The sequence below is a fragment of the Streptomyces sp. TLI_146 genome (genome assembly GCF_002846415.1).
GTDB lineage: Bacteria > Actinomycetota > Actinomycetes > Streptomycetales > Streptomycetaceae > Streptomyces.
Genome location: NZ_PJMX01000001.1, coordinates 5,578,899 through 5,598,698 on the forward strand (window position 1 = coordinate 5,578,899; position 19,800 = coordinate 5,598,698).

At 72.4% G+C, this 19,800-nt stretch carries 20 protein-coding genes; 8 read left to right on the forward strand and 12 right to left on the reverse strand.

The annotated features are described in order from the left end of the window. Positions 1-16: 16 nt before the first annotated feature. Complete coding sequence (locus tag BX283_RS25070; protein WP_101389741.1) at positions 17-997, forward strand: LysR family transcriptional regulator; 981 nt, start codon at positions 17-19, stop codon at positions 995-997. Positions 998-1,036: 39 nt separating this feature from the next. Here the strand turns inward: BX283_RS25070 and BX283_RS25075 are convergent, their stop codons facing one another. Then, positions 1,037-1,801, reverse strand: a complete 765-nt coding sequence (locus BX283_RS25075) for an alpha/beta hydrolase (protein WP_101389742.1) — start codon at positions 1,799-1,801, stop codon at positions 1,037-1,039. A gap of 114 nt (positions 1,802-1,915) precedes the next feature. On the opposite strand from BX283_RS25075, the gene BX283_RS25080 reads away from it, so the two are divergent. The 3 genes from BX283_RS25080 (at position 1,916) to BX283_RS25090 (ending at position 4,389) form a co-directional block, all read left to right on the forward strand. Beyond that, on the forward strand, positions 1,916-3,070 hold the full coding sequence (locus tag BX283_RS25080; protein ID WP_101389743.1) for an adenosine deaminase: 1,155 nt from the start codon (positions 1,916-1,918) through the stop codon (positions 3,068-3,070). 133 nt (positions 3,071-3,203) lie between these two features. After that, positions 3,204-3,533, forward strand: a complete 330-nt coding sequence (locus BX283_RS25085; RefSeq protein ID WP_101389744.1) for an ATP-binding protein — start codon at positions 3,204-3,206, stop codon at positions 3,531-3,533. Positions 3,534-3,672: 139 nt separating this feature from the next. Continuing rightward, on the forward strand, positions 3,673-4,389 hold the full coding sequence (locus tag BX283_RS25090) for a hypothetical protein (RefSeq protein WP_143676453.1): 717 nt from the start codon (positions 3,673-3,675) through the stop codon (positions 4,387-4,389). A 4-nt stretch (positions 4,390-4,393) separates the two neighbouring features. On the opposite strand, the gene BX283_RS25095 is transcribed toward BX283_RS25090, so the two are convergent. From BX283_RS25095 to afsQ1, 5 genes are all read right to left on the reverse strand, one after another. Further along, positions 4,394-4,612 carry a PspC domain-containing protein gene (locus BX283_RS25095; protein ID WP_101389746.1) on the reverse strand — a complete coding sequence of 73 codons (219 nt, stop codon included), beginning with the start codon at positions 4,610-4,612 and terminating at the stop codon, positions 4,394-4,396. 76 nt (positions 4,613-4,688) lie between these two features. Continuing rightward, positions 4,689-5,216, reverse strand: coding sequence for a VanZ family protein (locus tag BX283_RS25100; protein ID WP_101389747.1), 528 nt, complete (start codon positions 5,214-5,216; stop codon positions 4,689-4,691). 288 nt (positions 5,217-5,504) lie between these two features. Beyond that, positions 5,505-6,134, reverse strand: a complete 630-nt coding sequence (locus BX283_RS25105) for a hypothetical protein (protein WP_101389748.1) — start codon at positions 6,132-6,134, stop codon at positions 5,505-5,507. After that, entirely contained in the window at positions 6,131-7,621 is a 1,491-nt protein-coding gene (locus tag BX283_RS25110; protein WP_101389749.1) for a HAMP domain-containing sensor histidine kinase, read from the reverse strand. Before BX283_RS25110 ends, BX283_RS25105 begins: the two co-directional genes overlap by 4 nt. A 43-nt stretch (positions 7,622-7,664) precedes the next feature. Continuing rightward, positions 7,665-8,342 carry a two-component system response regulator AfsQ1 gene (gene afsQ1 / locus BX283_RS25115; RefSeq protein ID WP_180357244.1) on the reverse strand — a complete coding sequence of 226 codons (678 nt, stop codon included), beginning with the start codon at positions 8,340-8,342 and terminating at the stop codon, positions 7,665-7,667. Positions 8,343-8,545: 203 nt separating this feature from the next. On the opposite strand from afsQ1, the gene BX283_RS25120 reads away from it, so the two are divergent. Then, on the forward strand, positions 8,546-9,295 hold the full coding sequence (locus BX283_RS25120; RefSeq protein WP_101389751.1) for a SigE family RNA polymerase sigma factor: 750 nt from the start codon (positions 8,546-8,548) through the stop codon (positions 9,293-9,295). A 151-nt stretch (positions 9,296-9,446) separates the two neighbouring features. Here the strand turns inward: BX283_RS25120 and BX283_RS25125 are convergent, their stop codons facing one another. Continuing rightward, positions 9,447-10,151: a uridine kinase gene (locus BX283_RS25125; RefSeq protein WP_101389752.1), complete on the reverse strand. Its 705-nt coding sequence runs from the start codon at positions 10,149-10,151 to the stop codon at positions 9,447-9,449. Positions 10,152-10,204: 53 nt separating this feature from the next. On the opposite strand from BX283_RS25125, the gene BX283_RS25130 reads away from it, so the two are divergent. Further along, positions 10,205-10,624 (forward strand): hypothetical protein, encoded by a 420-nt coding sequence (locus BX283_RS25130; protein WP_101389753.1) that lies wholly within the window; start codon positions 10,205-10,207, stop codon positions 10,622-10,624. A gap of 175 nt (positions 10,625-10,799) precedes the next feature. On the opposite strand, the gene BX283_RS25135 is transcribed toward BX283_RS25130, so the two are convergent. The 3 genes from BX283_RS25135 to deoC are packed head-to-tail and all read right to left on the reverse strand — an operon-like array spanning position 10,800 to position 14,108. Continuing rightward, positions 10,800-11,717 (reverse strand): aldehyde dehydrogenase family protein, encoded by a 918-nt coding sequence (locus tag BX283_RS25135; protein ID WP_101389754.1) that lies wholly within the window; start codon positions 11,715-11,717, stop codon positions 10,800-10,802. Beyond that, positions 11,710-13,146, reverse strand: coding sequence for an aldehyde dehydrogenase family protein (locus BX283_RS25140; protein WP_101389755.1), 1,437 nt, complete (start codon positions 13,144-13,146; stop codon positions 11,710-11,712). Before BX283_RS25140 ends, BX283_RS25135 begins: the two co-directional genes overlap by 8 nt. A 5-nt stretch (positions 13,147-13,151) precedes the next feature. Beyond that, positions 13,152-14,108, reverse strand: coding sequence for a deoxyribose-phosphate aldolase (gene deoC / locus BX283_RS25145; RefSeq protein WP_101389756.1), 957 nt, complete (start codon positions 14,106-14,108; stop codon positions 13,152-13,154). Between the two features lie 244 nt (positions 14,109-14,352). On the opposite strand from deoC, the gene BX283_RS25150 reads away from it, so the two are divergent. Next, complete coding sequence (locus BX283_RS25150) at positions 14,353-15,768, forward strand: hypothetical protein (RefSeq protein ID WP_101389757.1); 1,416 nt, start codon at positions 14,353-14,355, stop codon at positions 15,766-15,768. A gap of 133 nt (positions 15,769-15,901) precedes the next feature. After that, positions 15,902-16,534 carry a PH domain-containing protein gene (locus tag BX283_RS25155; RefSeq protein WP_101389758.1) on the forward strand — a complete coding sequence of 211 codons (633 nt, stop codon included), beginning with the start codon at positions 15,902-15,904 and terminating at the stop codon, positions 16,532-16,534. Positions 16,535-16,616: 82 nt separating this feature from the next. Here BX283_RS25155 and BX283_RS25160 read toward each other — a convergent pair whose 3' ends face one another. Together BX283_RS25160 and BX283_RS25165 are read right to left on the reverse strand one after the other, a co-directional pair. Then, the gene (locus tag BX283_RS25160; protein WP_180357245.1) at positions 16,617-17,819 is read right to left on the reverse strand and encodes a glycosyltransferase family 39 protein; all 1,203 of its coding nucleotides are present in this window, start codon (positions 17,817-17,819) and stop codon (positions 16,617-16,619) included. Between the two features lie 308 nt (positions 17,820-18,127). Beyond that, positions 18,128-19,768: a phospho-sugar mutase gene (locus BX283_RS25165; RefSeq protein WP_101392565.1), complete on the reverse strand. Its 1,641-nt coding sequence runs from the start codon at positions 19,766-19,768 to the stop codon at positions 18,128-18,130. Positions 19,769-19,800 lie beyond the last annotated feature (32 nt).

The following is a 19,800-nucleotide window of genomic DNA, read 5'->3' on the forward strand; positions in this document are numbered from 1 at the left end:
GAGATTTATGCGTCCAATGCATCGAGCGCGCATAATTGATGCGTGTACGCATAAGCACAGCTCAGGCGGGTGTCTGTCATTGAACAGTAACGAAGAAGACATTGTCACGGTGCTCGCGCCCCGCCTCGCGTACTTCGCCGCGGTCGCCCGCCACGAGCACGTCACGCGCGCGGCGCAGGAGCTCGGGGTGCCGCAGCCGACGCTCTCGCGGGCCATGGTCCGGCTGGAGGAGGACCTCGGCGTCGCCCTGTTCGCCCGCAAGGGCCGTACGGTCTCGCTCACCCCGGCCGGACGCACCTTCCTCGCCTCGGCCGAGCGCGCCCTGGACGGGGTCGAGCGGGCCGCCGAGTCGGTGCGGGCCGACGCCGACCCGGCCACCGGCAAGGTCGCCTTCGGCTTTCTGCACACCATGGGCTCCGAGACCGTGCCCGCCCTCATCCGGGCCTTCCGGGTCACCCACCCCCGGGTGCGCTTCACGCTTGTGCAGAACTACGGCGAGGCGATGATCGAGCGGCTGCGCGCGGGGGACCTCGACCTGTGCCTCACCTCGCCGGTGCCCGACGCACCCGACCTCGTGGCCCGGCGCCTGGACGAGCAGCGGCTGCGGCTCGTCGTCCCCGACGACCACCGCCTGGCGGCCCGCAAGCGGGTCCGGCTCGCGGAGGCCGCCGACGAGACGTTCGTGACCCTGGAGCCCGGCTACGGGCTGCGGCGCATCACCGACGACCTGTGCGCGCAGGCCGGGTTCACCCCGAAGGTCGCCTTCGAGGGCGAGGAGGCGGAGACCCTGCGCGGCCTGGTGGCGGCGGGCCTGGGCGTGGCCCTGCTGCCGCCGCCCGCGTTCGCCCGCCCCGGCGTCGTCGAGCTGACGGTGACGGCGCCGCGCGCGGCTCGCGAGATCGGCGTGGCCTGGCTGGACGGCCACCCGGACACCCCGCCGGTGGCCGCCTTCAAGGCGTTCCTGCTGTCGCGGCGGGGGCAGCTGCTGCCGCAGTGAGCCGTAACCGATGTGAACCGTAAGGGAGTTACGGCTTCCTCATACGTGCAGCGACTTCCCGAACCCCGCCGCCAGCGGCATCCGCAGGCCCAGCGGCGGCGGGGCGGCCAGGGCGTCGGCGACCGGACGGGCGTACGGGTGCGTGAAGAGCGAGCCCTTCACGAAGTCGGCGGCCAGGGCCAGGACTTCGGCCCGGTGCTGGCGCAGCCCGTGCCCGTCCGAGTGGACCTCGAAGCGGCAGGTGTCGCGGTTGGTCTTCTTCGCGCGCGCGGCGAGCCGGAACGACAACTCCGGGTCGCTGCAGGCGTCGTTGGTGCCGTGCACTATCAGCACCCGCCGCCCCACCAGCTGCTTCACCGGCTCCGGCTCGGCCGCCACGTCCTCCTCCGGCAGCCAAGGGGCCAGTGAGAGCACGCAGTTGACGGCCGAGTGCCCCGCCGCCCGCAGCGCCGCCCGCCCGCCCATCCCGTGCCCGGCGAGGCACACGGGCACGTCCCCGTACCGCCGCACCACCTCTTCGGCGGCCCACTCGGCGTCCGCCGCGAGCCGCGCGTCGCCGCCGTTCCAGCCCCGCCCCCGGTAGCGGACGAGATGTGCCACGAGCCCGTCGTCGCGGCCCGCCCGGGCGAGCCGCCGGGCCAACGGCAGCGCCGAGGCGTACGAGACGGGCGAAGGGCGGCGCGCCGAGACGGGATCGCCGTCCGGCAGCACCAGCACCACACCGCCGACCGGGGAGCCGGCGCCGCTCGCACCGACGGGCCGTCCGAGCCGGGCAGCAGGCAGGGAAGTCGCATGCTGTGCCATGACAGAACAGTCTCAGAAGCCGAGGTGTACTCCACCCGTCCGCGCGGTCACTGTTACGTATCGGCAACCGAGCGACTCCCGGCGATCTACGCGCGTAGGGGCTAGCATGCGCAGATGACGAGCCAGACCACCGACGTTCCGACCACGGACCAGATCCGCCGCGCCCCGAAGGTGCTGCTCCACGACCACCTCGACGGCGGTCTGCGTCCTGGCACCATCATCGAGATCGCTGAACAGACCGGGTACACCAACCTGCCCGAGACCGAGGCCGACAAGCTCGGCATCTGGTTCCGGGAAGCCGCCGACTCCGGTTCCCTGGAGCGGTATCTGGAGACCTTCGCGCACACCTGCGCCGTCATGCAGACCCGCGACGCGCTGTTCCGCGTCGCCGCCGAGTGCGCCGAGGACCTGGCGGAGGACGGGGTCGTCTACGCCGAGGTGCGGTACGCGCCGGAGCAGCACCTGGAGCAGGGGCTGACGCTCCAGCAGGTCGTGGAGGCCGTCAACGACGGCTTCCGGGAGGGCGAGCGGCGGGCCCGCGCCAACGGGCACCGGATCCGCGTCGGCGCGCTCCTGACGGCGATGCGGCACGCCGCCCGCGCCCTGGAGATCGCCGAACTCGCCAACTCCTACCGGGACTCGGGCGTCGTCGGCTTCGACATCGCGGGCGCCGAGGCGGGCTTCCCGCCCACCCGCCACCTGGACGCGTTCGAGTACCTCAAGCGCGAGAACAACCACTTCACCATCCACGCGGGCGAGGCCTTCGGCCTGCCGTCGATCTGGCAGGCGCTCCAGTGGTGCGGCGCCGACCGGCTCGGCCACGGCGTGCGGATCATCGACGACATCGAGGTCGCCGAGGACGGCACCGTGAAGCTGGGACGGCTCGCGTCGTACGTACGGGACAAGCGCATCCCGCTGGAGATGTGCCCGACGTCCAACCTCCAGACCGGCGCCGCCGCTTCGTACGCCGAGCACCCGATCGGGCTGCTGCGCCGGCTGCACTTCCGGGCCACCGTCAACACGGACAACCGCCTGATGAGCGGCACCAGCATGAGCGAGGAATTCGAGCGGCTGACCGAGGCGTTCGGCTACACGCTCGACGACATGCAGTGGTTCACCGTCAATGCGATGAAATCAGCGTTCATTCCTTTCGACGAACGCCTCGCCATGATCAATGACGTCATCAAGCCCGGCTATGCCGAGCTGAAATCCGAATGGCTGTTCAAGCAGACCGCCGCGACCAGCGGGTCTACCCCGCCCATGGGGTAATCGGGTAAATCGCTAAACGGCCGGGAGAAGCAATTCCCGGCCGTTTTCCGTGGTTTCGCGTGTTTGCGGGGCGAGTGGCGGCGTGACTAGCTTGCAGAGCCGCTCACATCCCCTTCCCTAGGATGAATTCCAGATGAAGCAGTCTGCCGTCAAGACGCTCGGTGCCACCGCTGTCGGTGTCGCCTTCGCCGCCGCTGCCGCCGGTACGGCCTCCGCCGCGCCCGCCATCGCGGGAGTGCCCGAGCTCCCCGCCCTCTCGGGCCTGACCAAGACGCTGCCCGTCGAGGGCGTCGCCAGCAAGCTCCCGGCGGGTGCCCCGCAGTCGCTGACCGCGGGTCAGAACGCCCTGGGCAAGGGCGCGTCCGGCCTGCCGACCGGGGACGCCGACCCGGTGAAGGGCCTCCTCGGCGGCCTGCCGGTCGGCGGAGCCCTGGGCGGTGGCCTGCCCGGCCTCGGCGGCTGATGGCCGAAACGTACCGCCTGGCGGTGCTTTGAGGCGTTGTGGTGGGGCGCACACCCGGTCGCGGGTGTGCGCCCCACCGCGTCTGTGTCAGGATCGCGGCTCGTACGCTGGTTATTGACAGGTGAGTAGGGTTCCGACGATGCGTGTGAAGGCGACTGGACGTGCCGTACTGGTGACGGCGTCTGCGCTGCTCCTCACCACCGCGTGCGGCTCGTCGGGCGGCGGGTCCGACGGCAAGGCCTCCGCCCGGAAGGGCTCTTCGTCGGCCGCGCGCACCGCGCTCCAGCGGGCCGCCCTCGAACAGGGCGACGTGCCCGGCTACCAGGTCTCCGCCGACACCACCGCCCAGGGCCGGTCCCGCCCCCAGGCCGACCGCAAGCCGTGCCAGCCGCTCGCCGACGTCATGGGCGACCAGCCGAACCCGCAGGCGCGCGAGACGGTCAACCGGGGCCTGGGCTCCCAGCGCAAGCTCGGCCTCGCGGTCGCGGCGTCGCTCAGTGCGTACACGCGCCCCGACGCCGAGAATCTGATCAGGGACCTGCGCGCGGCGGTCGCCGCCTGCTCCGGCTTCAAGGTCGACCTGGGCGGGACGAGCTCCAGGTACGGGAGCGTGCGGGCGCGGCCGTACCGGATCGGCGGTGACGAGTCGGTGAGCTGGTCCGCGTCGTCCACGCAGGTGAACGTGGAGACACCGGTCCACATCGTGGTGGTGCGCCAGGGCGCCACGATCGTGCGGTTCATGACGATCAACCTCGGCGCGCCGGTCCAGGGCAGGGCGCAGGAGCTGGTCGAGGTGCCGAGGGACGTGGCGGACAAGCAGCTGGAGAAGGTACGCCGGGTGCTGTCGGCCCCCTAGGGGGTCACCAGGCGGTGCTGGGGCTGCCGTGGGTGCTGGAGCTCTTCTCGTTCGGGAAGAGGATCCACAGCGCGATGTAGAGCAGGAACTGCGGGCCCGGCAGCAGGCACGAGAGCACGAAGATCACGCGCATCGTGGTGGCCGAGGTGCCGAAGCGCCGCGCCAGCGCCGCGCACACTCCGCCGATCATCCGTCCGTCGCGGGGGCGGGCAAGGGTGGCCATGAGGTGCTCCTTCGGTTCGGGGAGGCTGTGCTCCGATGCCTCGATCCTCCTGCCCCGAACCGGGCAAAGCGTCGGACTACGGGGCGATCCCGACCCTGGGAATCCTCGGGGTACGACCCTGAGCCGCCGCCGGTACGGGGACGCGCCGCCGCAGTGCGATGCGCCCGGCGGGGACGACCGCGATGTGCGCGAACGCGGCGCCCGCGGTGTTCAGGAGCAGCGCGTCCACGTCGGCGACCTGCCCCGGCACCGAGGTCTGGAGCAGGGCGATGCCGAGCGAGACGAGTGCGGCGGCGGCTGTCGTCCGCAGGAGCGAGCCCACGGGGGAGACGTCGAGCCGTCCCCCGACGAGCGGCAGCAGCACGCCGAGCGGGGCGAGCAGCAGGAGCCCCTCCCCGATGCGGTGCGCGGCCTCCAGGGAGCCCAGCGCCAGGTCGGCGCGGATGCCGGCGAGCGGGGTGAGGTTGGGTGCGGTCACCCACATGACGTCGCGGGGTCTCAGCGTGAGCCACGCGACCAGCGCCAGGTGAGCCACGAGGATCGCGCAGCCCGCCACGCGGAACCGGATGGCGGCGCGGCCGCCTGCACCATGACGCTGTTGCACGCCCCCCAAGACGCGCGGGGCTGCGCGATCGGTTCCGCGATCCTGGGGGCCCGGTTCTCGTCTGCGGGTGGTGGGTGGCTGGTCGCGCAGTTCCCCGCGCCCCTAGGGGGTACGGGCGAGTGCGATGGCGAAGCCGAGCATTTAAGGGGCGCGGGGAACTGCGCGAGCAACCCAGCACGGTCCGCAGACGAACGAAGCGGGGTGCAGGGGCCGCAGGCCCCGCAATCGGGGTCCGGGGGCGCAGCCCCCGGGAAGCGGGCCTCAACCCACCACCCACCCCCGGAGGGTTCAGGGAAGGGGCGGGGTGGGGGAATCCGCCCCCGTCGGATGCAGCGCTTCGCCCAGCGTCGGCGCCGCATCCGGCCGCGACTTCATCTCCGCCGTACAGGCGTACCCCCGCGCCGGATCCTCCCCGGGACCCCCCAGCACCACCTGCTGCGTCCCCGACGACGTCGGCGTGTTCTCGGCGTACGTACAGACGATCTGGGACAGCGCCAGCGCAGGCAGATCCTCCGGGCGCCGCGACAGGCGCAGCGCCCCCGCCGGATCCCCGCGCCGCGCGCCCGTCACCGTCAGCGGCCCCCGCACATCCGTCGTGTACCCGGCCGCCTTCTCGTCGCCCGACGGCGTGAGCTCCAGCTCCGAGAGCAGCGCCTCCGCGAACCGGAGGCGGTCGGCCGAGGCCCGGCCCTCCGGGATCCGTACCGACCGCTCGGCCGACACCAGCTGCGCCCCGCACACCAGGTACACCCGGACCGTCACGCCCTCGAACTGCGGCGCCACCGAGTTCCCCGGCACCTCGCACGGCACCCGCGACGGCGCGGGCCCCGCGTCCACCGGCACGGCGGTCGGCCGGATGCCGCACCCGGTGAGGGCGGCCAGCGACAGCAGCGCGGCGCCCAGCAGCTTCGCCCTCACGCCTCCTCACCCCCGCCGCGCGGCAGCCGCAGCACGAACACCGCACCGCCCTCGGGCGAGTTCGCGGCCGTGATGTCACCGCCGTGGATGTGCGCGTTCTCCATCGCGATGGACAGGCCAAGACCGCTGCCCTCCGAGCGCGGCCGGGACGCGCTCGCCTTGTAGAACCGGTCGAACACGTGCGGCAGCACCTCCTCCGGGATGCCGGGCCCGTGGTCCCGTACCGAGATCACCAGCTCCTCGCCCTCCACCCGCACCGACACCCGTACCGGGGAGCCGCCGTGCTTGAGCGCGTTCCCGATCAGGTTGGCCAGGATCACGTCCAGGCGGCGCGGGTCGAGCCGCGCCATGATGCCGCGTTCGGCGTCCAGGTCCACCGCGTCCAGCCAGGCCCGCGCGTCGATGCACGCGGTGATCTGGTCGGCGATGTCCACGTTGTCCAGGACGAGCCGGGCCGTACCGGCGTCGAAGCGCGTGACCTCCATCAGGTTCTCGACCAGGACGTTGAGCCGCCGCGTCTCGGAGACGACCAGTTGCACGGCCGGCGCGATCATCGGGTCGAGGCTGTCCGCCTCGTCCTCCAGGACCTCGGTGACGGCCGTCAGCGCGGTCAGCGGCGTACGCAGCTCGTGCGACATGTCGGCGACGAACCGGCGGCTCGCCTCCTCCCGCGCGCTCATGTCGCTGACCTTCTTCTCCAGGCTCTCGGCCGTCTTGTTGAACGTCCGTGACAGATCGGCCAGTTCGTCCGTGCCCGAGACCCGCAGCCGGGTGTCGAGCTTGCCCTCGCCGAGCTGGCGGGCCGCGTCGCCGAGCCGCTGCACCGGCCGCAGCACGGTCGTCGCGGCGGCCTGCGCGAGCAGCGCGGAGCCGAGCAGCGCGAGCCCGGTGGCGATGCCGAGCGACCAGGCGAGCGAGTTGAGGTCCTGGCGCTCCTGGTCGAGCGAGGCGAGCATGTAGCCGGTGGCGCCGCCCCCGATGATCCGTGTGCCGCCCACCAGGTACGGCTTGCCGCGCAGGGTCCGGCGCTGCCAGAACAGGTGGTACGGATAGTCGTTGCTGTCCGTGACCTTCTGCTTCTTGTTCACCGCCTCCTGGAGCGACTCGGGTACGTCGTCGAGGGTGAAGCGGTCCAGGTCGGACGCGCCGACGATCGGCTTGCCCGGGTCGCGCTGGTCCACCAGGAGCACCTGGTAGCCGGAGCTGACGTGGTAGCCGGAGCGGCTGCTGGCCGCCATCTGCTGGGCGGTGGTCTGCAGATCGCGGGCGGTGGGCCGGAGCGGCAGCGAGGCCGCCCGGTTCTGCATCTCCTGCCGGAAGTCGCCGAGCGCCGCGTCCTGCGTACGCACGAGCACGGCCTCGCGGTTGAGCCAGTACGCGATCCCCGACGCGGACACGGCGGCGGTCAGCGCGACGAGCGCGAACACGACGACCAGACGCAGGCGCAGACTGGTCCAGCGGAGGCCGGCGAGTATCGCCTTCTTCACGTTCCGAATCGCTGCTTTCTTGGGTTCGTCCGCGAGGGCGGGGTCACGACGGGGTGTCGAGACGGTAGCCCACGCCGCGCACGGTACGGATCAGGGTGGGGGACGACGGTACGTCCTCGACCTTGGCCCGCAGCCGCTGCACGCACGCGTCGACCAGGCGGGAGTCGCCCAGGTAGTCGTGCTCCCACACCAGCCGCAGCAGCTGCTGGCGGGAGAGCGCCTGTCCGGGCCGCCGGCTCAGCTCCAGGAGCAACCGCAGCTCGGTGGGCGTCAGTTGCAGGTCCTCGCCGCCCTTGGTGACCGTCATCGCAGCGCGGTCGATCACCACGTTGCCGAACGTCGCCGAGTCGGTGGCCTCGCGCTCGCCCCGGCGCAGCACCGCACGGATCCGGGCGTCGAGCACCCGGCCCTGCACCGGCTTGACCACATAGTCGTCGGCGCCGGACTCCAGGCCGACGACCACGTCGATGTCGTCGCTGCGCGCGGTCAGCAGGATGATGGGCAGCTGGTCCGTGCGCCGGATGCGGCGGCACACCTCGAAGCCGTCGATCCCGGGCAGCATCACATCCAGCACGACCAGATCCGGCCGCTGCTCACGGAGCAGCTTCAGGCCGTCCTCTCCCGTCGCCGCGGTGGCCACACGGTGGCCCTGGCGGGACAGGGAGAGTTCGAGCGCCGTGCGGATGGCGTCGTCGTCCTCGATCAGCAACAGGAAAGGCACGGAGGTCATTCTGACCCATGGGGGAGCGGAGTTCGACCTCCTGTGGACAACGCCCCTTCTCCGCTGCGCGCAGCCCGCTTTCTGCACTGTGCACAGGCCGCTGTGACAGGCCTGTGACAGTCGTCGGACACCGCGATGAAACTGGCCGGGCAAGCTCTTCCTCGTACCGACCGAAACAAGACTCCACCGACGGGGGGCGCGAGATGAACGCACTGCACAGCACCACCTCAAGCGCAGTTGTCACGCGTCTCCACGACGTCGTGCGGAGCGAGAAGTCCGGTGCCGTGAGCGGACGGGGGTGCGCTCGCGGCACCGGGCGCCAGCACCAGACGTACATGACGGTGCTGGAATCGGTACCGACCTCGCCCTTCAAGGGCGCGGGAGCCGGCGGGGATGCGGCGTACGGGGAGACCACGGGGGAGCGTTCCGCCTCCGAGGCCGAATTCACGGCCTATGTGCAGGAGCGCCGGGCCTCCCTGTACGCCACCGCCTACCACCTGACCGGCGACCGGTTCGAGGCCGAGGACCTGCTGCAGAGCGCGCTGTTCTCGACCTACCGGGCCTGGGACCGGATCAGCGACAAGGCCGCGGTCGGGGGCTACCTCCGCCGCACCATGACCAACCTCCACATCAGCGCGTGGCGCCGCCGCAAGCTGAACGAGTACCCGACCGAGGAGCTGCCGGAGACGGCGGGCGACACGGACGCGATGCGCGGTACGGAACTGCGCGCGGTGCTCTGGCAGGCGCTGGCGCGACTGCCCGAACTCCAGCGCACCATGCTGGTCCTGCGGTACTACGAGGGCCGTACGGACCCGGAGATCGCGGACATCCTGGACATCAGTGTCGGCACGGTGAAGTCGAGCATCTGGCGGTCGCTCCGCCGGCTGCGCGAGGACGACGTCCTCGCCTTCGGCCGTGACGAGGAAGAGTCCTTCGGCGAGCTGGTGGCCTGAAGGTCCGGCCCGGCGGTGGCAGCCGCCGGAGTACGGGGGTCAGGGGGGAGCAACGGGGGCCGGCGTCTCGGGGGATACGTCGGGCGTACGGGTAACGGGGGAACAGAGCGGGACCGACGGGGCTGGGGGGCCCACTCGGTCCCGCTTTTTTTCACACCCGCGCTGCGGACGCGGCCACACACCGCCCCGCGGCCGCCGCGGCGAGGCGGCCCAGCGCCTCCTCGCGGCCGCACGGGTGCGCGCCCAGAGCGGCCTGCCGGGCCACGATGCCGCGCTCGGCCCGCATCAGCCGCCATCCCCGCCGCAGCAGGAACGGCACGGACTTGCGCCCTTCCTTGAGGTCCCGCGCGAGCCGGCGCCGGAACGTCGTCGAGGGCCGCCCGCGCAGACAGAGCGCGTCGGCGAGCACCCCGTGCTCCCGCACCCGCGCCACGATGTCGGCCGCGAAGATCCCCTCCGCGACGAACAGCGGTGTCCGGTCGATGCCGAACAGGGTCGCCCCGGTCCGCGAGCTGGTGGCGATGTCGTACTCCGGCACGGCCGTACGTCCCGTACGGCACAGCTCGACGACGGCCGCCACGGCCGCGTCGGCGTCCCAGGACAGCGGCGAGTCCCAGTCGATGTCCTCCGAGCCGGGCACACGCGGCAGGGTCGGGTCGTCGCCCTCCTTGTAGAAGTCGTCCAGGCGCAGCACGGGCAGGCCCGTGCGGGCGGCGAGGGACGACTTTCCGGAACCGGAGGGGCCCGTGAGGAGAACGACGCGGGTCGTCGGGATGGCGTGTGCGGTCACGGGACACCAGTCTGAGGCATCCACCCGGGAGGTGGACCACTCGGGGAGCCCGTTGGTATCGAGCATCACACCTCAACTACGCTGCGTATGCGAACCGATACGTAGGAGAGTGGGACGACATGGCACGAAACCAAGCCTGCGGGGCCCGTCGCGGCCGTGTGCTGCTGCGCGCCGGGCTCACCGCGACCGCCGCGGGCACGGCGCTGGCCGGGGCCGCGGGCGCGGCCCAGGCGGCTCCCGGCCCGGCCGAGGCGCTCGGGCGGACCGTGGCGGACTCGGGTGCGGCGATGGACGGCCCGACACGCTCCGTGACGGGCGACCTGTCGGCCGGGCTGACCAACGGCCTTGCCCCGGCCAAGACGCTCAGCCTCAACCCGTTCGCCAAGACGCCGGTGGACCCGTTGGACAACGCGGTGGGCACCCAGGTCGCCGACTTCAAGCCGGTCTCGACGGCGATCGCGACGGCCCCCCTGCACGAGAGCGGCGCGCTCAAGGACTTCCCGGTGATCGGCGCGGCGACCCGCCTGCTCCCGGGCTGACGGACAGACCGAACGGCGCCACGGGTGGGGGCCCGGGGCGCCGTTCGGGGTATTGGGGGGCGCGGTGACCAGCGCTTTTCAGGGGCGCGGGGCTGTGACATTCGCGGCTCCGCCGCGTGGGCGCGACCAGCCACGCACGGTCCGCAGCCGAATCACCGCACCCCGGAAATCGCGCCTAGTACGCGGAGCCGGACGCTCCCAGCGACCCCGTCGGATGCCACACCGTCTTGGTCTCCAGGAACGCCGTCATCCGGTGCGTACCGGGATCGGCGGACCAGTCGGCCGCCCGCGGGCGCAGCACCCGCTTCAGGTTGTCCGCGGCGGCGAGCTCGAGCTCGCGCGCGAGCTCCGCGTCCGCCCCGGTCAGATCGATCGCGTTGACATCCTGGTGCGCGGCCAGATGCGGCCCCATCTCCGCGGCCTTGCCGGAGAGGATGTTGACGACACCGCCCGGCAGATCGGACGTGGCCAGCACCTCGCCCAGCGACAGCGCGGGCAGCGGGGCCTTCTCCGAGGCGATCACCACGGCCGTGTTACCGGTCGCGATCACCGGCGCGATCACCGACACCAGCCCCAGGAAGGAGGACTCCTGGGGGGCGATGACGGTGACGACACCCGTCGGCTCCGGCGTGGACAGGTTGAAGTACGGCCCCGCCACCGGGTTCGCCCCGCCCACGATCTGGGCGATCTTGTCGGTCCACCCGGCGTACCAGACCCAGCGGTCGATCGCCGCGTCGACGACCGCGCCCGCCTTGGACTTCGACAGGCCCTCCGCGTCGGCCACTTCCCGTACGAACTGCTCCCGGCGCCCCTCCAGCATCTCCGCGACGCGGTAGAGGATCTGGCCCCGGTTGTACGCGGTCGCGCCCGACCAGCCGCCGAACGCCTTGCGGGCGGCGACGACCGCGTCACGCGCGTCCTTGCGGGAGGACAGGGGGGCGTTGGCCAGCCACTTGCCCTTGCCCGCCGCGCCAGCGGCTGATGACTTCGCGCTCACCTCGTACACCCGGCCGCTCTCGGAACGCGGGAACTTCCCGCCCACGTACAGCTTGTAGGTCTTGAAGACGCTCAGACGCGTCGAAGTCTCAGACATCGAGGTAGCCCTCCAGGCCGTGACGGCCGCCTTCGCGCCCGAAGCCCGACTCCTTGTAGCCGCCGAACGGCGAGGTCGGGTCGAACTTGTTGAACGTGTTGGCCCACACCACACCGGCCCGGAGCTTGTTCGCGACCGCGAGGATGCGCGAGCCCTTCTCCGTCCAGATGCCCGCCGACAGGCCGTACTGGCTGTTGTTGGCCTTGGCGACGGCCTCGTCCGGCGTACGGAACGACAGCACCGACAGGACCGGGCCGAAGATCTCGTCGCGGGCGATGGTGTGCGCCTGGGTGACGTTGGTGAACAGCGTCGGGGCGAACCAGTAGCCCGCGGACGGGAGCTCGCACGCCGGGGACCAGCGCTCGGCGCCCTCGGCCTCGCCGGTCTCGGCGAGCGCGGTGATACGGGCCAGCTGCTCGGCGGAGTTGATCGCGCCGATGTCCGTGTTCTTGTCCAGCGGGTCGCCGAGGCGCAGCGTGGACAGACGGCGCTTGAGGGCGTCAAGCAGCTCGTCCTGGATCGACTCCTGGACCAGCAGGCGCGAGCCCGCGCAGCAGACCTGGCCCTGGTTGAAGAAGATGCCGTTGACGATGCCCTCGACGGCCTGGTCGATCGGGGCGTCGTCGAAGACGATGTTGGCGCCCTTGCCGCCCAGCTCCAGGGTGACCTTCTTGTCGGTGCCGGCGACGTGGCGCGCGATCTTCTTGCCCACGGCGGTCGAGCCGGTGAAGGCGACCTTGTCGACGTCCGGGTGCTCGACGAGGGCCGCGCCCGCGTCGCCGTACCCGGTGAGGATGTTGACGACGCCCTTGGGCAGGCCCGCCTGGCGGCAGATGTCCGCGAAGAACAGGGCGGTCAGCGGGGTCGTCTCGGCGGGCTTGAGGACCACCGTGTTGCCGGTGGCCAGCGCCGGGGCGATCTTCCACGCCAGCATCAGCAGCGGGAAGTTCCACGGGATGACCTGGCCGGCGACGCCCAGCGGCTTCGGGTTCGGCCCGTAGCCGGCGTGGTCGAGCTTGTCGGCCCAGCCCGCGTAGTAGAAGAAGTGCGCGGCGACCAGCGGGAGGTCCGCGTCGCGGGTCTCCTTGATCGGCTTGCCGTTGTCCAGGGTCTCCAGGACGGCCAGCTCGCGGCTGCGCTCCTGGATGATCCGGGCGATGCGGAAGAGGTACTTGGCGCGCTCGGAGCCCGGCAGCGCCGACCACTTCTCGAACGCCTTGCGGGCGGCCTTCACGGCCCGGTCCACGTCCGCCTCGCCCGCCTGGGCGACCTCGGACAGGACCTCCTCCGACGACGGGCTGACGGTCTTGAAGACCTTGCCGTCGGCCGCGTCGACGAACTCGCCGTCGATGAACAGGCCGTACGAAGGCGCGATGTCGACGACCGAACGCGACTCCGGCGCCGGTGCGTACTCGAAAACAGATGCCATGGTGATCAGTCCACCGTCACGTAGTCGGGGCCGGAGTAGCGGCCGGTCGCCAGCTTCTGACGCTGCATCAGCAGGTCGTTGAGCAGCGAGGAGGCGCCGAAGCGGAACCAGTGGTTGTCCAGCCAGTCCTCGCCCACGGTCTCGTTGACCAGGACCAGGAACTTGATGGCGTCCTTGGTCGAGCGGATGCCGCCGGCGGGCTTCACGCCGACCTGGACGCCGGTCTGGGCGCGGTAGTCGCGCACGGCCTCCAGCAGGACCAGGGTGTTGGCGGGCGTCGCGTTCACCGCGACCTTGCCGGTCGACGTCTTGATGAAGTCGGCGCCGCCCATCATGCCGAGCCAGGAGGCGCGGCGGATGTTGTCGTACGTGGAGAGCTCGCCGGTCTCGAAGATGACCTTGAGGCGGGCCTTGTCACCGCACTCGGCCTTCACGGCCGCGATCTCCTCGTACACCTTGAGGTAGTGGCCGGCCAGGAACGCGCCCCGGTCGATCACCATGTCGATCTCGTCGGCGCCCGCGGCCACGGCGTCGCGCACGTCGGCGAGCTTGACCGGGAGGGCGGCGCGGCCCGCCGGGAAGGCGGTCGCGACGGACGCGACCTTCACGGTCGAGCCCTTCAGGGTCTCCTTGGCGGTGGCCACCATGTCCGGGTAGACACAGACGGCGGCGGTGGCCGGGGTGGTGCGGTCCAGCGGGTCGGGGTGGACGGCCTTGGCGGCGAGCGCCCGGACCTTGCCCGGGGTGTCCGCGCCTTCGAGCGTCGTCAGGTCGATCATCGAGATGGCCAGGTCGATGGCGTACGCCTTGGCCGTCGTCTTGATCGAACGGGTGCCGAGGGACGCGGCGCGCGCTTCCAGGCCCACCGGATCGATGCCGGGGAGCCCGTGGAGGAAGCGGCGCAGAGCCGCGTCCGACGCGGTCGCGTCGGCGAGGGCAGCTGCGGGTGCATTGGTGGGCATGGTCACCAGATGAGCATATCTACGCGCGTAGCGTCCTGTACAGGGCCTCTGACCTGGGCTGCTTCGGAACGCATGCCTCCGGTCCCTGTCACGCCGCCGTGACAAGGAGCGGACAGCTCCGGGGAACAAGATCACTAAATTCATTCACGCAGCCCGCCGAAGCCTCCAACGGCCCCACCCGAACGAGAACACAGCGGCATGCGGCTCTTCCCTTCCTTCACCACTTGTCTCCCTGGGAGTCGTCATGCGTCACGCCCTCCGCACCGCCCTCGCCGCCGCCGTGGTCGCCGGTGTCGCCCTCACCCCGGTCGTCACCGCGACCACCGCGCTCGCCGCGCCCGCCTCCTCCGCCGCCGAGTCCGGCGCCACCGGCGACCGCTACGACGGCCTCAAGGTCTCGCTCGCGCCGGGCTACCTGGCGGTCCTGCGCAACCACACCGCCGACGGCGGCGGCGAGGCCTGGATCCGCGCGGTCGGTCCGGACTGGAAGCCCTCGGACGGCTACGCGGGCAGGGTCCTGACCGTGCTCGACCGCAACCGCACGAGCGCCACGGTCGACGGGCTCACGCTGCGTCTGGTGGGGGCCACTGCCGAGATCCCGACGCTGGACGTCACCGGCGCCGCCGGGACCCGTACGGTCATGTTCCCCGAGCGCGTCGACGACGGTGTTCCGGTGCTCCGCACGGTCGAGCTCAAGGGCGGTCTGACCGCCAAGGTCTACCGCCGCGGCGACCAGCACCCCTACTACACGGCGACCGTCCTCAAGGGCGCCGAGGAGCTCGGCGAGCTCAAGGCCGGGGCGGGCTACCCGGCCGAGGACACCAAGCTCTTCGGCCGCGTCCGGGTGACCCTCGACGGCTCCGGCGACGTCACCTCGGCCCTGGGCGCGGGCAAGGACCTCGGCAAGCGCAGGCTGGCCGACGGCACGTACGGCGAGCTGTGGAAGAAGGGCGAGGGCTGGTACGAGCTGGAGCTCGACCGGGACGGCTACCACAGCACGATCGCCGTGGGCGGCCGGGCGGGCGGATCCACGGTCGGCGACCAGGTCGACTCGATGTGGGTCGGCGTCAACACCTCCGGCACCGTGCGCTCGTGGATCAACACGGCGGCCGGGTTCGGCCACGGCGTCATCCAGGGCACCCAGGGCTGCATGGTGGTGCGGGGGAGCGAGACCCCGTTCAGGGGCGTCAAGGTCCGGCTCACCAACGGCCCGCTGGGCCCGAAGGCCGACCTGATCAACTCGTCCGACAAGTCGATGACCCCGTTCGAGACGCTGAGCCTCAAGAACCGCACCGGCCTGGACAAGGGCGCCCGGATCACGCAGCTCGCCTCGGGGCGGACCGTGTTCCAGATGCGGGTGGGCGGCGCCCCGACCCCGTGGCAGTCCGTCGACATCCCGAAGGCGCCCACCGGCAAGAACTGCAAGGGCGCCGCCGGGACGACGGCCACCCCGGGCAAGGGCACGGGCGGCGCCACCGCCCAGACCGCCGCCACCGGCGTGCAGATCGTCCCCAAGGGCGCCGTGGCCGCCGGGGCCGAGGTCGAGGGCGGCAAGGGCGGCAACACCGCGCTCGTCGCGGGCGGCGCGGGCCTGGCGTCCGTGGGTGTGGCCGGGCTCGGCTTCGCCGCCCTGCGCCGCCGGGCCGGTGCCCGCCGCTGACGACGTCCGTGACCCGACGGGGGTGCCGCCACGACCGTGGCGGCACCCCCTCACGCGTGTTCCGGGGCGGTCGGCCGGGCGCGTCCGCGCCCTCTCTCGGCCCCGCTCGAACACGTAGTGCACAATCGGCCCCATGACGAGCCCCACGCCGCCCGCCGAGCCCACCTACGCCGACCGCGTCTACCGCTCTCCCGGCGGTATCGCCGGAGGCGCGCTGCTGCTCGTGCTCGGTCTCTGGCTCGCCGGGGACGCGATCGTCCGGGGGCACGGCAGCGCCCCCTGGCTGGCCCTGGCCGGGCTGCTCTGCGCGGTGCCGCTGGTCTTCGCGTTCACGATCCGCCCGGCCGTGTTCGCGGGCGAGGACCGGATGCGGATCCGCAACCCGTTCCGGACCATCACCCTGCCGTGGGCGGCGGTCGCGGACGTACGGGCCGGGTACTCCAGCGAGGTGTTCGACCAGAGCGGCACCAAGTACCAGCTGTGGTCGATCCCCGTCTCGCTGCGCCAGCGCAAGCGCGCCGCCCGCGCCCAGGTGCGCGAGTCCGCGTCCGACCCGTACGGCCGCACCTCGCCGACCGCGAGCGGCGACGAGAAGTCCCGGCTCGCGCCCGCCGACCGCACCATCCGCGAGCTGCGCGAGCTGGCCGAGCGGGGCGCCGGGCGGGAGGGCGCGCAGGGCGGGCCGAGCGTGCGCTGGGCCTACGAGGTCATCGCCCCGGCGGCCGCGGGCGCGGTCCTGCTGATCGTGCTCCTCGCCATCGGCTGACACGCCGGTACGGGCTGACACGCCGGTACGGGCTGATACGCCGGTACGCGCTGATACGCCGGTACGGCACGGGGGCGCCGCGTCACGGCGCCCCCGGCCACACCAGCAGCATGTACGCGCCCAGCCACGCCGAGGACAGCGCCGCCGCGCCCAGCATCAGCGCGGCCACATGGCGGCGTGCCCGGGCCAGCGCCACCGCGAGCGGCAGCAGCAGCGGGAAGCCGGGGAGCAGGAAGCGGGCGCGCGGGAAGTAGACGCCGCCGCTGCCCAGCACGACCAGCAGCAGTACGCCCGAGAAGACCAGCAGCGCCAGGGGCTGGCGGTCGGCGAGGCAGAGCAGGAACAGCACGCCCGCCAGGATCAGCACGAGCGAGACGACCACCAGGAACAGCGCCGGGGAGCGGTCGTAGACCAGCAGGGTGCGCAGCTCGCGCAGGGTGTCGGCGCCGCCGTCCCACTCGTTGCGCCACAGCCGCTGGACCGCGAAGTAGCCGTCCCAGCGGCCGAGCCGGATCCCGACCCAGGCGACGAACCCGAACCAGCCCAGCGGGGCGAGCAGCGCGCCCGTGAGCGGGCCCCGGACGGGCCCGCCGCGCCGCAGCGCGGCCAGCGCCGCCGCCACGACGGCCGCGGCGACCGCGATGCCCGTCGGCCGGGTCAGCCCCGCCAGCGCGGCCAGCGTCCCGGCCGCCACCCAGCGGCCGGTCAGGACGCAGTACAGCGACCACGCGGCGAGCGCCGTGAACAGCGATTCGGTGTAGCCCATCCACTGCACGACGGCCACCGGCAGCGCGCCCCACAGAACGGCGAGGAAGGTCCCGGCGCGCCGCCCGTACAGCCGGTCCCCGACCGCGAAGACGCCCCAGGCGGCGGCCGAGGAGCAGAGCACCGCGACGACGAGCCCCACGCTCGCGCGCGAGCCCGGCGTGACGGCGGCGACGGCCTTGACCACGGCCGGGTAGAGCGGGAAGAACGCCAGGTCGTTGTGGTCGAACCGGGTGCCGAGCTCGTGGTCATAGCCGTGGTCCGCGATGCGGAGGTACCAGTGGGAGTCCCAGGAGGTGGCGAGGGTCGTCCACACGCCGTGGTGCTGGAGGTGCGCCCAGCGGGCCAGGACGGCGAGGCCGAGCAGCCGTACGGCCAGATGGCCTAGGAGGGCCGGGGCCGCCCTGGACGCGGCCCGGACGAAACGGGAACCGCCCCCGCCGCCCTGCCCCTGCGGGCGGCGGGCTGCGGGGACGGCACGGCGGCCCGTACGGACCTCCGGTGAGGTGATCGGGGGCACGGCGGTGCTCCTGGGCTCGGCGAGCGGTTCCGGGTCACCCTTTCTCGGATGATCCGGAAAGGGCGCGGGGAGCTGCGCCGGACGCCGTAGGGGATTCACCTTTACGGGTGCGGTGCCCTTGGGCGGGGAGCGTGTTCACCTTCGTCTGCGGCTGGTCGCGCCCACGCGGCGGAGCCGCACATGTCACAGCCCCGCGCCCCTGAAAGGCGCCCCTTCGGGCCGCCCCGGGGATTGCCGCGCAGCGGCATTCTCAGGGGCGCGGGGAACTGCGCGACCAGCCACCCACGGTCCGCAGACGAGCTCCGGGCTCAGATACCCGCCGCTGCCGCCAGGTCCCGCTTGATGCCCGCCAGCAGCTCCGTCGCCTTCGTACGGGCCTCGCCCAGCGCGTCGCGCGACGCCACCGGGACCACCACCTCCAGGTAGCACTTGAGCTTGGGCTCGGTGCCGCTGGGGCGGACGATCACCCGGGCGCCTTCGAGGTAGTAGCGCAGACCGTCGGTCGGCGGGAGCTCCTCGGTGCCCTCGGTGAGGTCCTCGGCCTTGGTGACCGCCAGGCCCGCCAGCGCCGTCGGCGTCTTCTCGCGCAGGCGCCGCATCGCGTCGGAGATGACCGACAGGTCCTCGACCCGCACCGACAGCTGGTCGGTGGCGTGCAGCCCGTGCCGTACGGCCAGGTCGTCCAGGAGGTCCAGGAGCGTGCGCCCCTGCTCCTTCAGGACGGACGCCAGCTCCGCGACGAGCAGGGCGGCGGTGATGCCGTCCTTGTCGCGTACGCCCTCGGGGTCGACGCAGTAGCCCAGCGCCTCCTCGTAGCCGTACCGCAGGCCGTCCACGCGGGCGATCCACTTGAAGCCCGTCAGGGTCTCCTCGTAACCCAGACCGGCCGCCTCGGCGATCCGGCCGAGCAGCGAGGACGAGACGATCGACTCGGCGAAGACGCCGCTGACACCCCGGTCCACCAGGTGCTGGGCGAGCAGCGAGCCGACCTCGTCGCCGCGCAGCATCCGCCAGCCGCCCTCCACCGACGCGTCCGGCACGGCGACCGCGCAGCGGTCCGCGTCCGGGTCGTTGGCGATGACGATGTCGGGGTTCACCGCGCGGGCCGCCTCGAAGGCGAGGTCCATCGCGCCCGGCTCCTCCGGGTTGGGGAACGCCACCGTCGGGAACGCGGGGTCCGGGTCGGCCTGCTCGGCCACCAGGGCGGGCGGCGGGAAGCCCGCCCGGGCGAAGGCCGCCGTCAGGACGTCCTTGCCGACGCCGTGCATGGCCGTGTAGACGACGCGGGCGGTGCGCGGGGACCCGGGGGTCAGCACCGCGTCCGTACGCGCCAGATAGGCATCCAGGACCTCGTCGCCCAGCGTCTCCCAGCCGTTCTCCGGCCGCGGCACGTCGTTCAGCGAGGCGACCGCGGCGATCTCGGCGGCGATCTCGGCGTCGGCGGGCGGCACGATCTGCGAGCCGTCGCCGAGGTAGACCTTGTAGCCGTTGTCGCGCGGCGGGTTGTGGCTGGCGGTGACCTCGACGCCGGCGACGGCGCCCAGGTGCCTTATCGCGTACGCCAGGACGGGCGTCGGCAGCGGGCGCGGCAGCACGGTGGCCTTGAGGCCCGCGCCGGTCATCACGGCGGCCGTGTCGCGCGCGAAGTCGGCCGACTTGTACCGCGCGTCGTACCCGATGACGACCAGGCCGTCGCCCTGGCCCTTCGCCTTCAGGTACGCGGCGAGCCCGGCGGCCGCGCGGATGACGACCGAGCGGTTCATCCGCATCGGGCCGGCGCCCAGCTCGCCGCGCAGCCCGGCGGTGCCGAACTGGAGCGTGCCCGCGAACCGGGCGGCCAGCTCGTCGAGCTCCTCGTTGTCGATGAGCTTGGCCAGCTCCTCGCGCGTCTCGCCGTCCGGGTCCTCGGCCAGCCAGGCCTTGGCCCGCGCGATCAGGTCCTGCGTCAGGTCCTGCGTCACGTCGATGAATCCCTTCCGGG

Excerpts from the sequence above, each read along its gene's own strand:
- BX283_RS25080 (WP_101389743.1), top strand. The coding sequence starts at position 1,916 with ATGACGAGCCAGACCACCGACGTTCCGACCACGGACCAGATCCGCCGC.
- BX283_RS25135 (WP_101389754.1), bottom strand. The coding sequence starts at position 11,717 with ATGTCTGAGACTTCGACGCGTCTGAGCGTCTTCAAGACCTACAAGCTG.
- BX283_RS25155 (WP_101389758.1), top strand. The coding sequence starts at position 15,902 with ATGACGAGCCCCACGCCGCCCGCCGAGCCCACCTACGCCGACCGCGTC.
- BX283_RS25085 (WP_101389744.1), top strand. The coding sequence starts at position 3,204 with ATGAAGCAGTCTGCCGTCAAGACGCTCGGTGCCACCGCTGTCGGTGTC.
- BX283_RS25095 (WP_101389746.1), bottom strand. The coding sequence starts at position 4,612 with ATGGCCACCCTTGCCCGCCCCCGCGACGGACGGATGATCGGCGGAGTG.
- BX283_RS25075 (WP_101389742.1), bottom strand. The coding sequence starts at position 1,801 with ATGGCACAGCATGCGACTTCCCTGCCTGCTGCCCGGCTCGGACGGCCC.
- BX283_RS25130 (WP_101389753.1), top strand. The coding sequence starts at position 10,205 with ATGGCACGAAACCAAGCCTGCGGGGCCCGTCGCGGCCGTGTGCTGCTG.
- deoC (WP_101389756.1), bottom strand. The coding sequence starts at position 14,108 with ATGCCCACCAATGCACCCGCAGCTGCCCTCGCCGACGCGACCGCGTCG.
- BX283_RS25150 (WP_101389757.1), top strand. The coding sequence starts at position 14,353 with ATGCGTCACGCCCTCCGCACCGCCCTCGCCGCCGCCGTGGTCGCCGGT.
- BX283_RS25140 (WP_101389755.1), bottom strand. The coding sequence starts at position 13,146 with ATGGCATCTGTTTTCGAGTACGCACCGGCGCCGGAGTCGCGTTCGGTC.
- BX283_RS25120 (WP_101389751.1), top strand. The coding sequence starts at position 8,546 with ATGAACGCACTGCACAGCACCACCTCAAGCGCAGTTGTCACGCGTCTC.
- BX283_RS25090 (WP_143676453.1), top strand. The coding sequence starts at position 3,673 with ATGCGTGTGAAGGCGACTGGACGTGCCGTACTGGTGACGGCGTCTGCG.
- BX283_RS25070 (WP_101389741.1), top strand. The coding sequence starts at position 17 with ATGCATCGAGCGCGCATAATTGATGCGTGTACGCATAAGCACAGCTCA.
- BX283_RS25125 (WP_101389752.1), bottom strand. The coding sequence starts at position 10,151 with ATGCTCGATACCAACGGGCTCCCCGAGTGGTCCACCTCCCGGGTGGAT.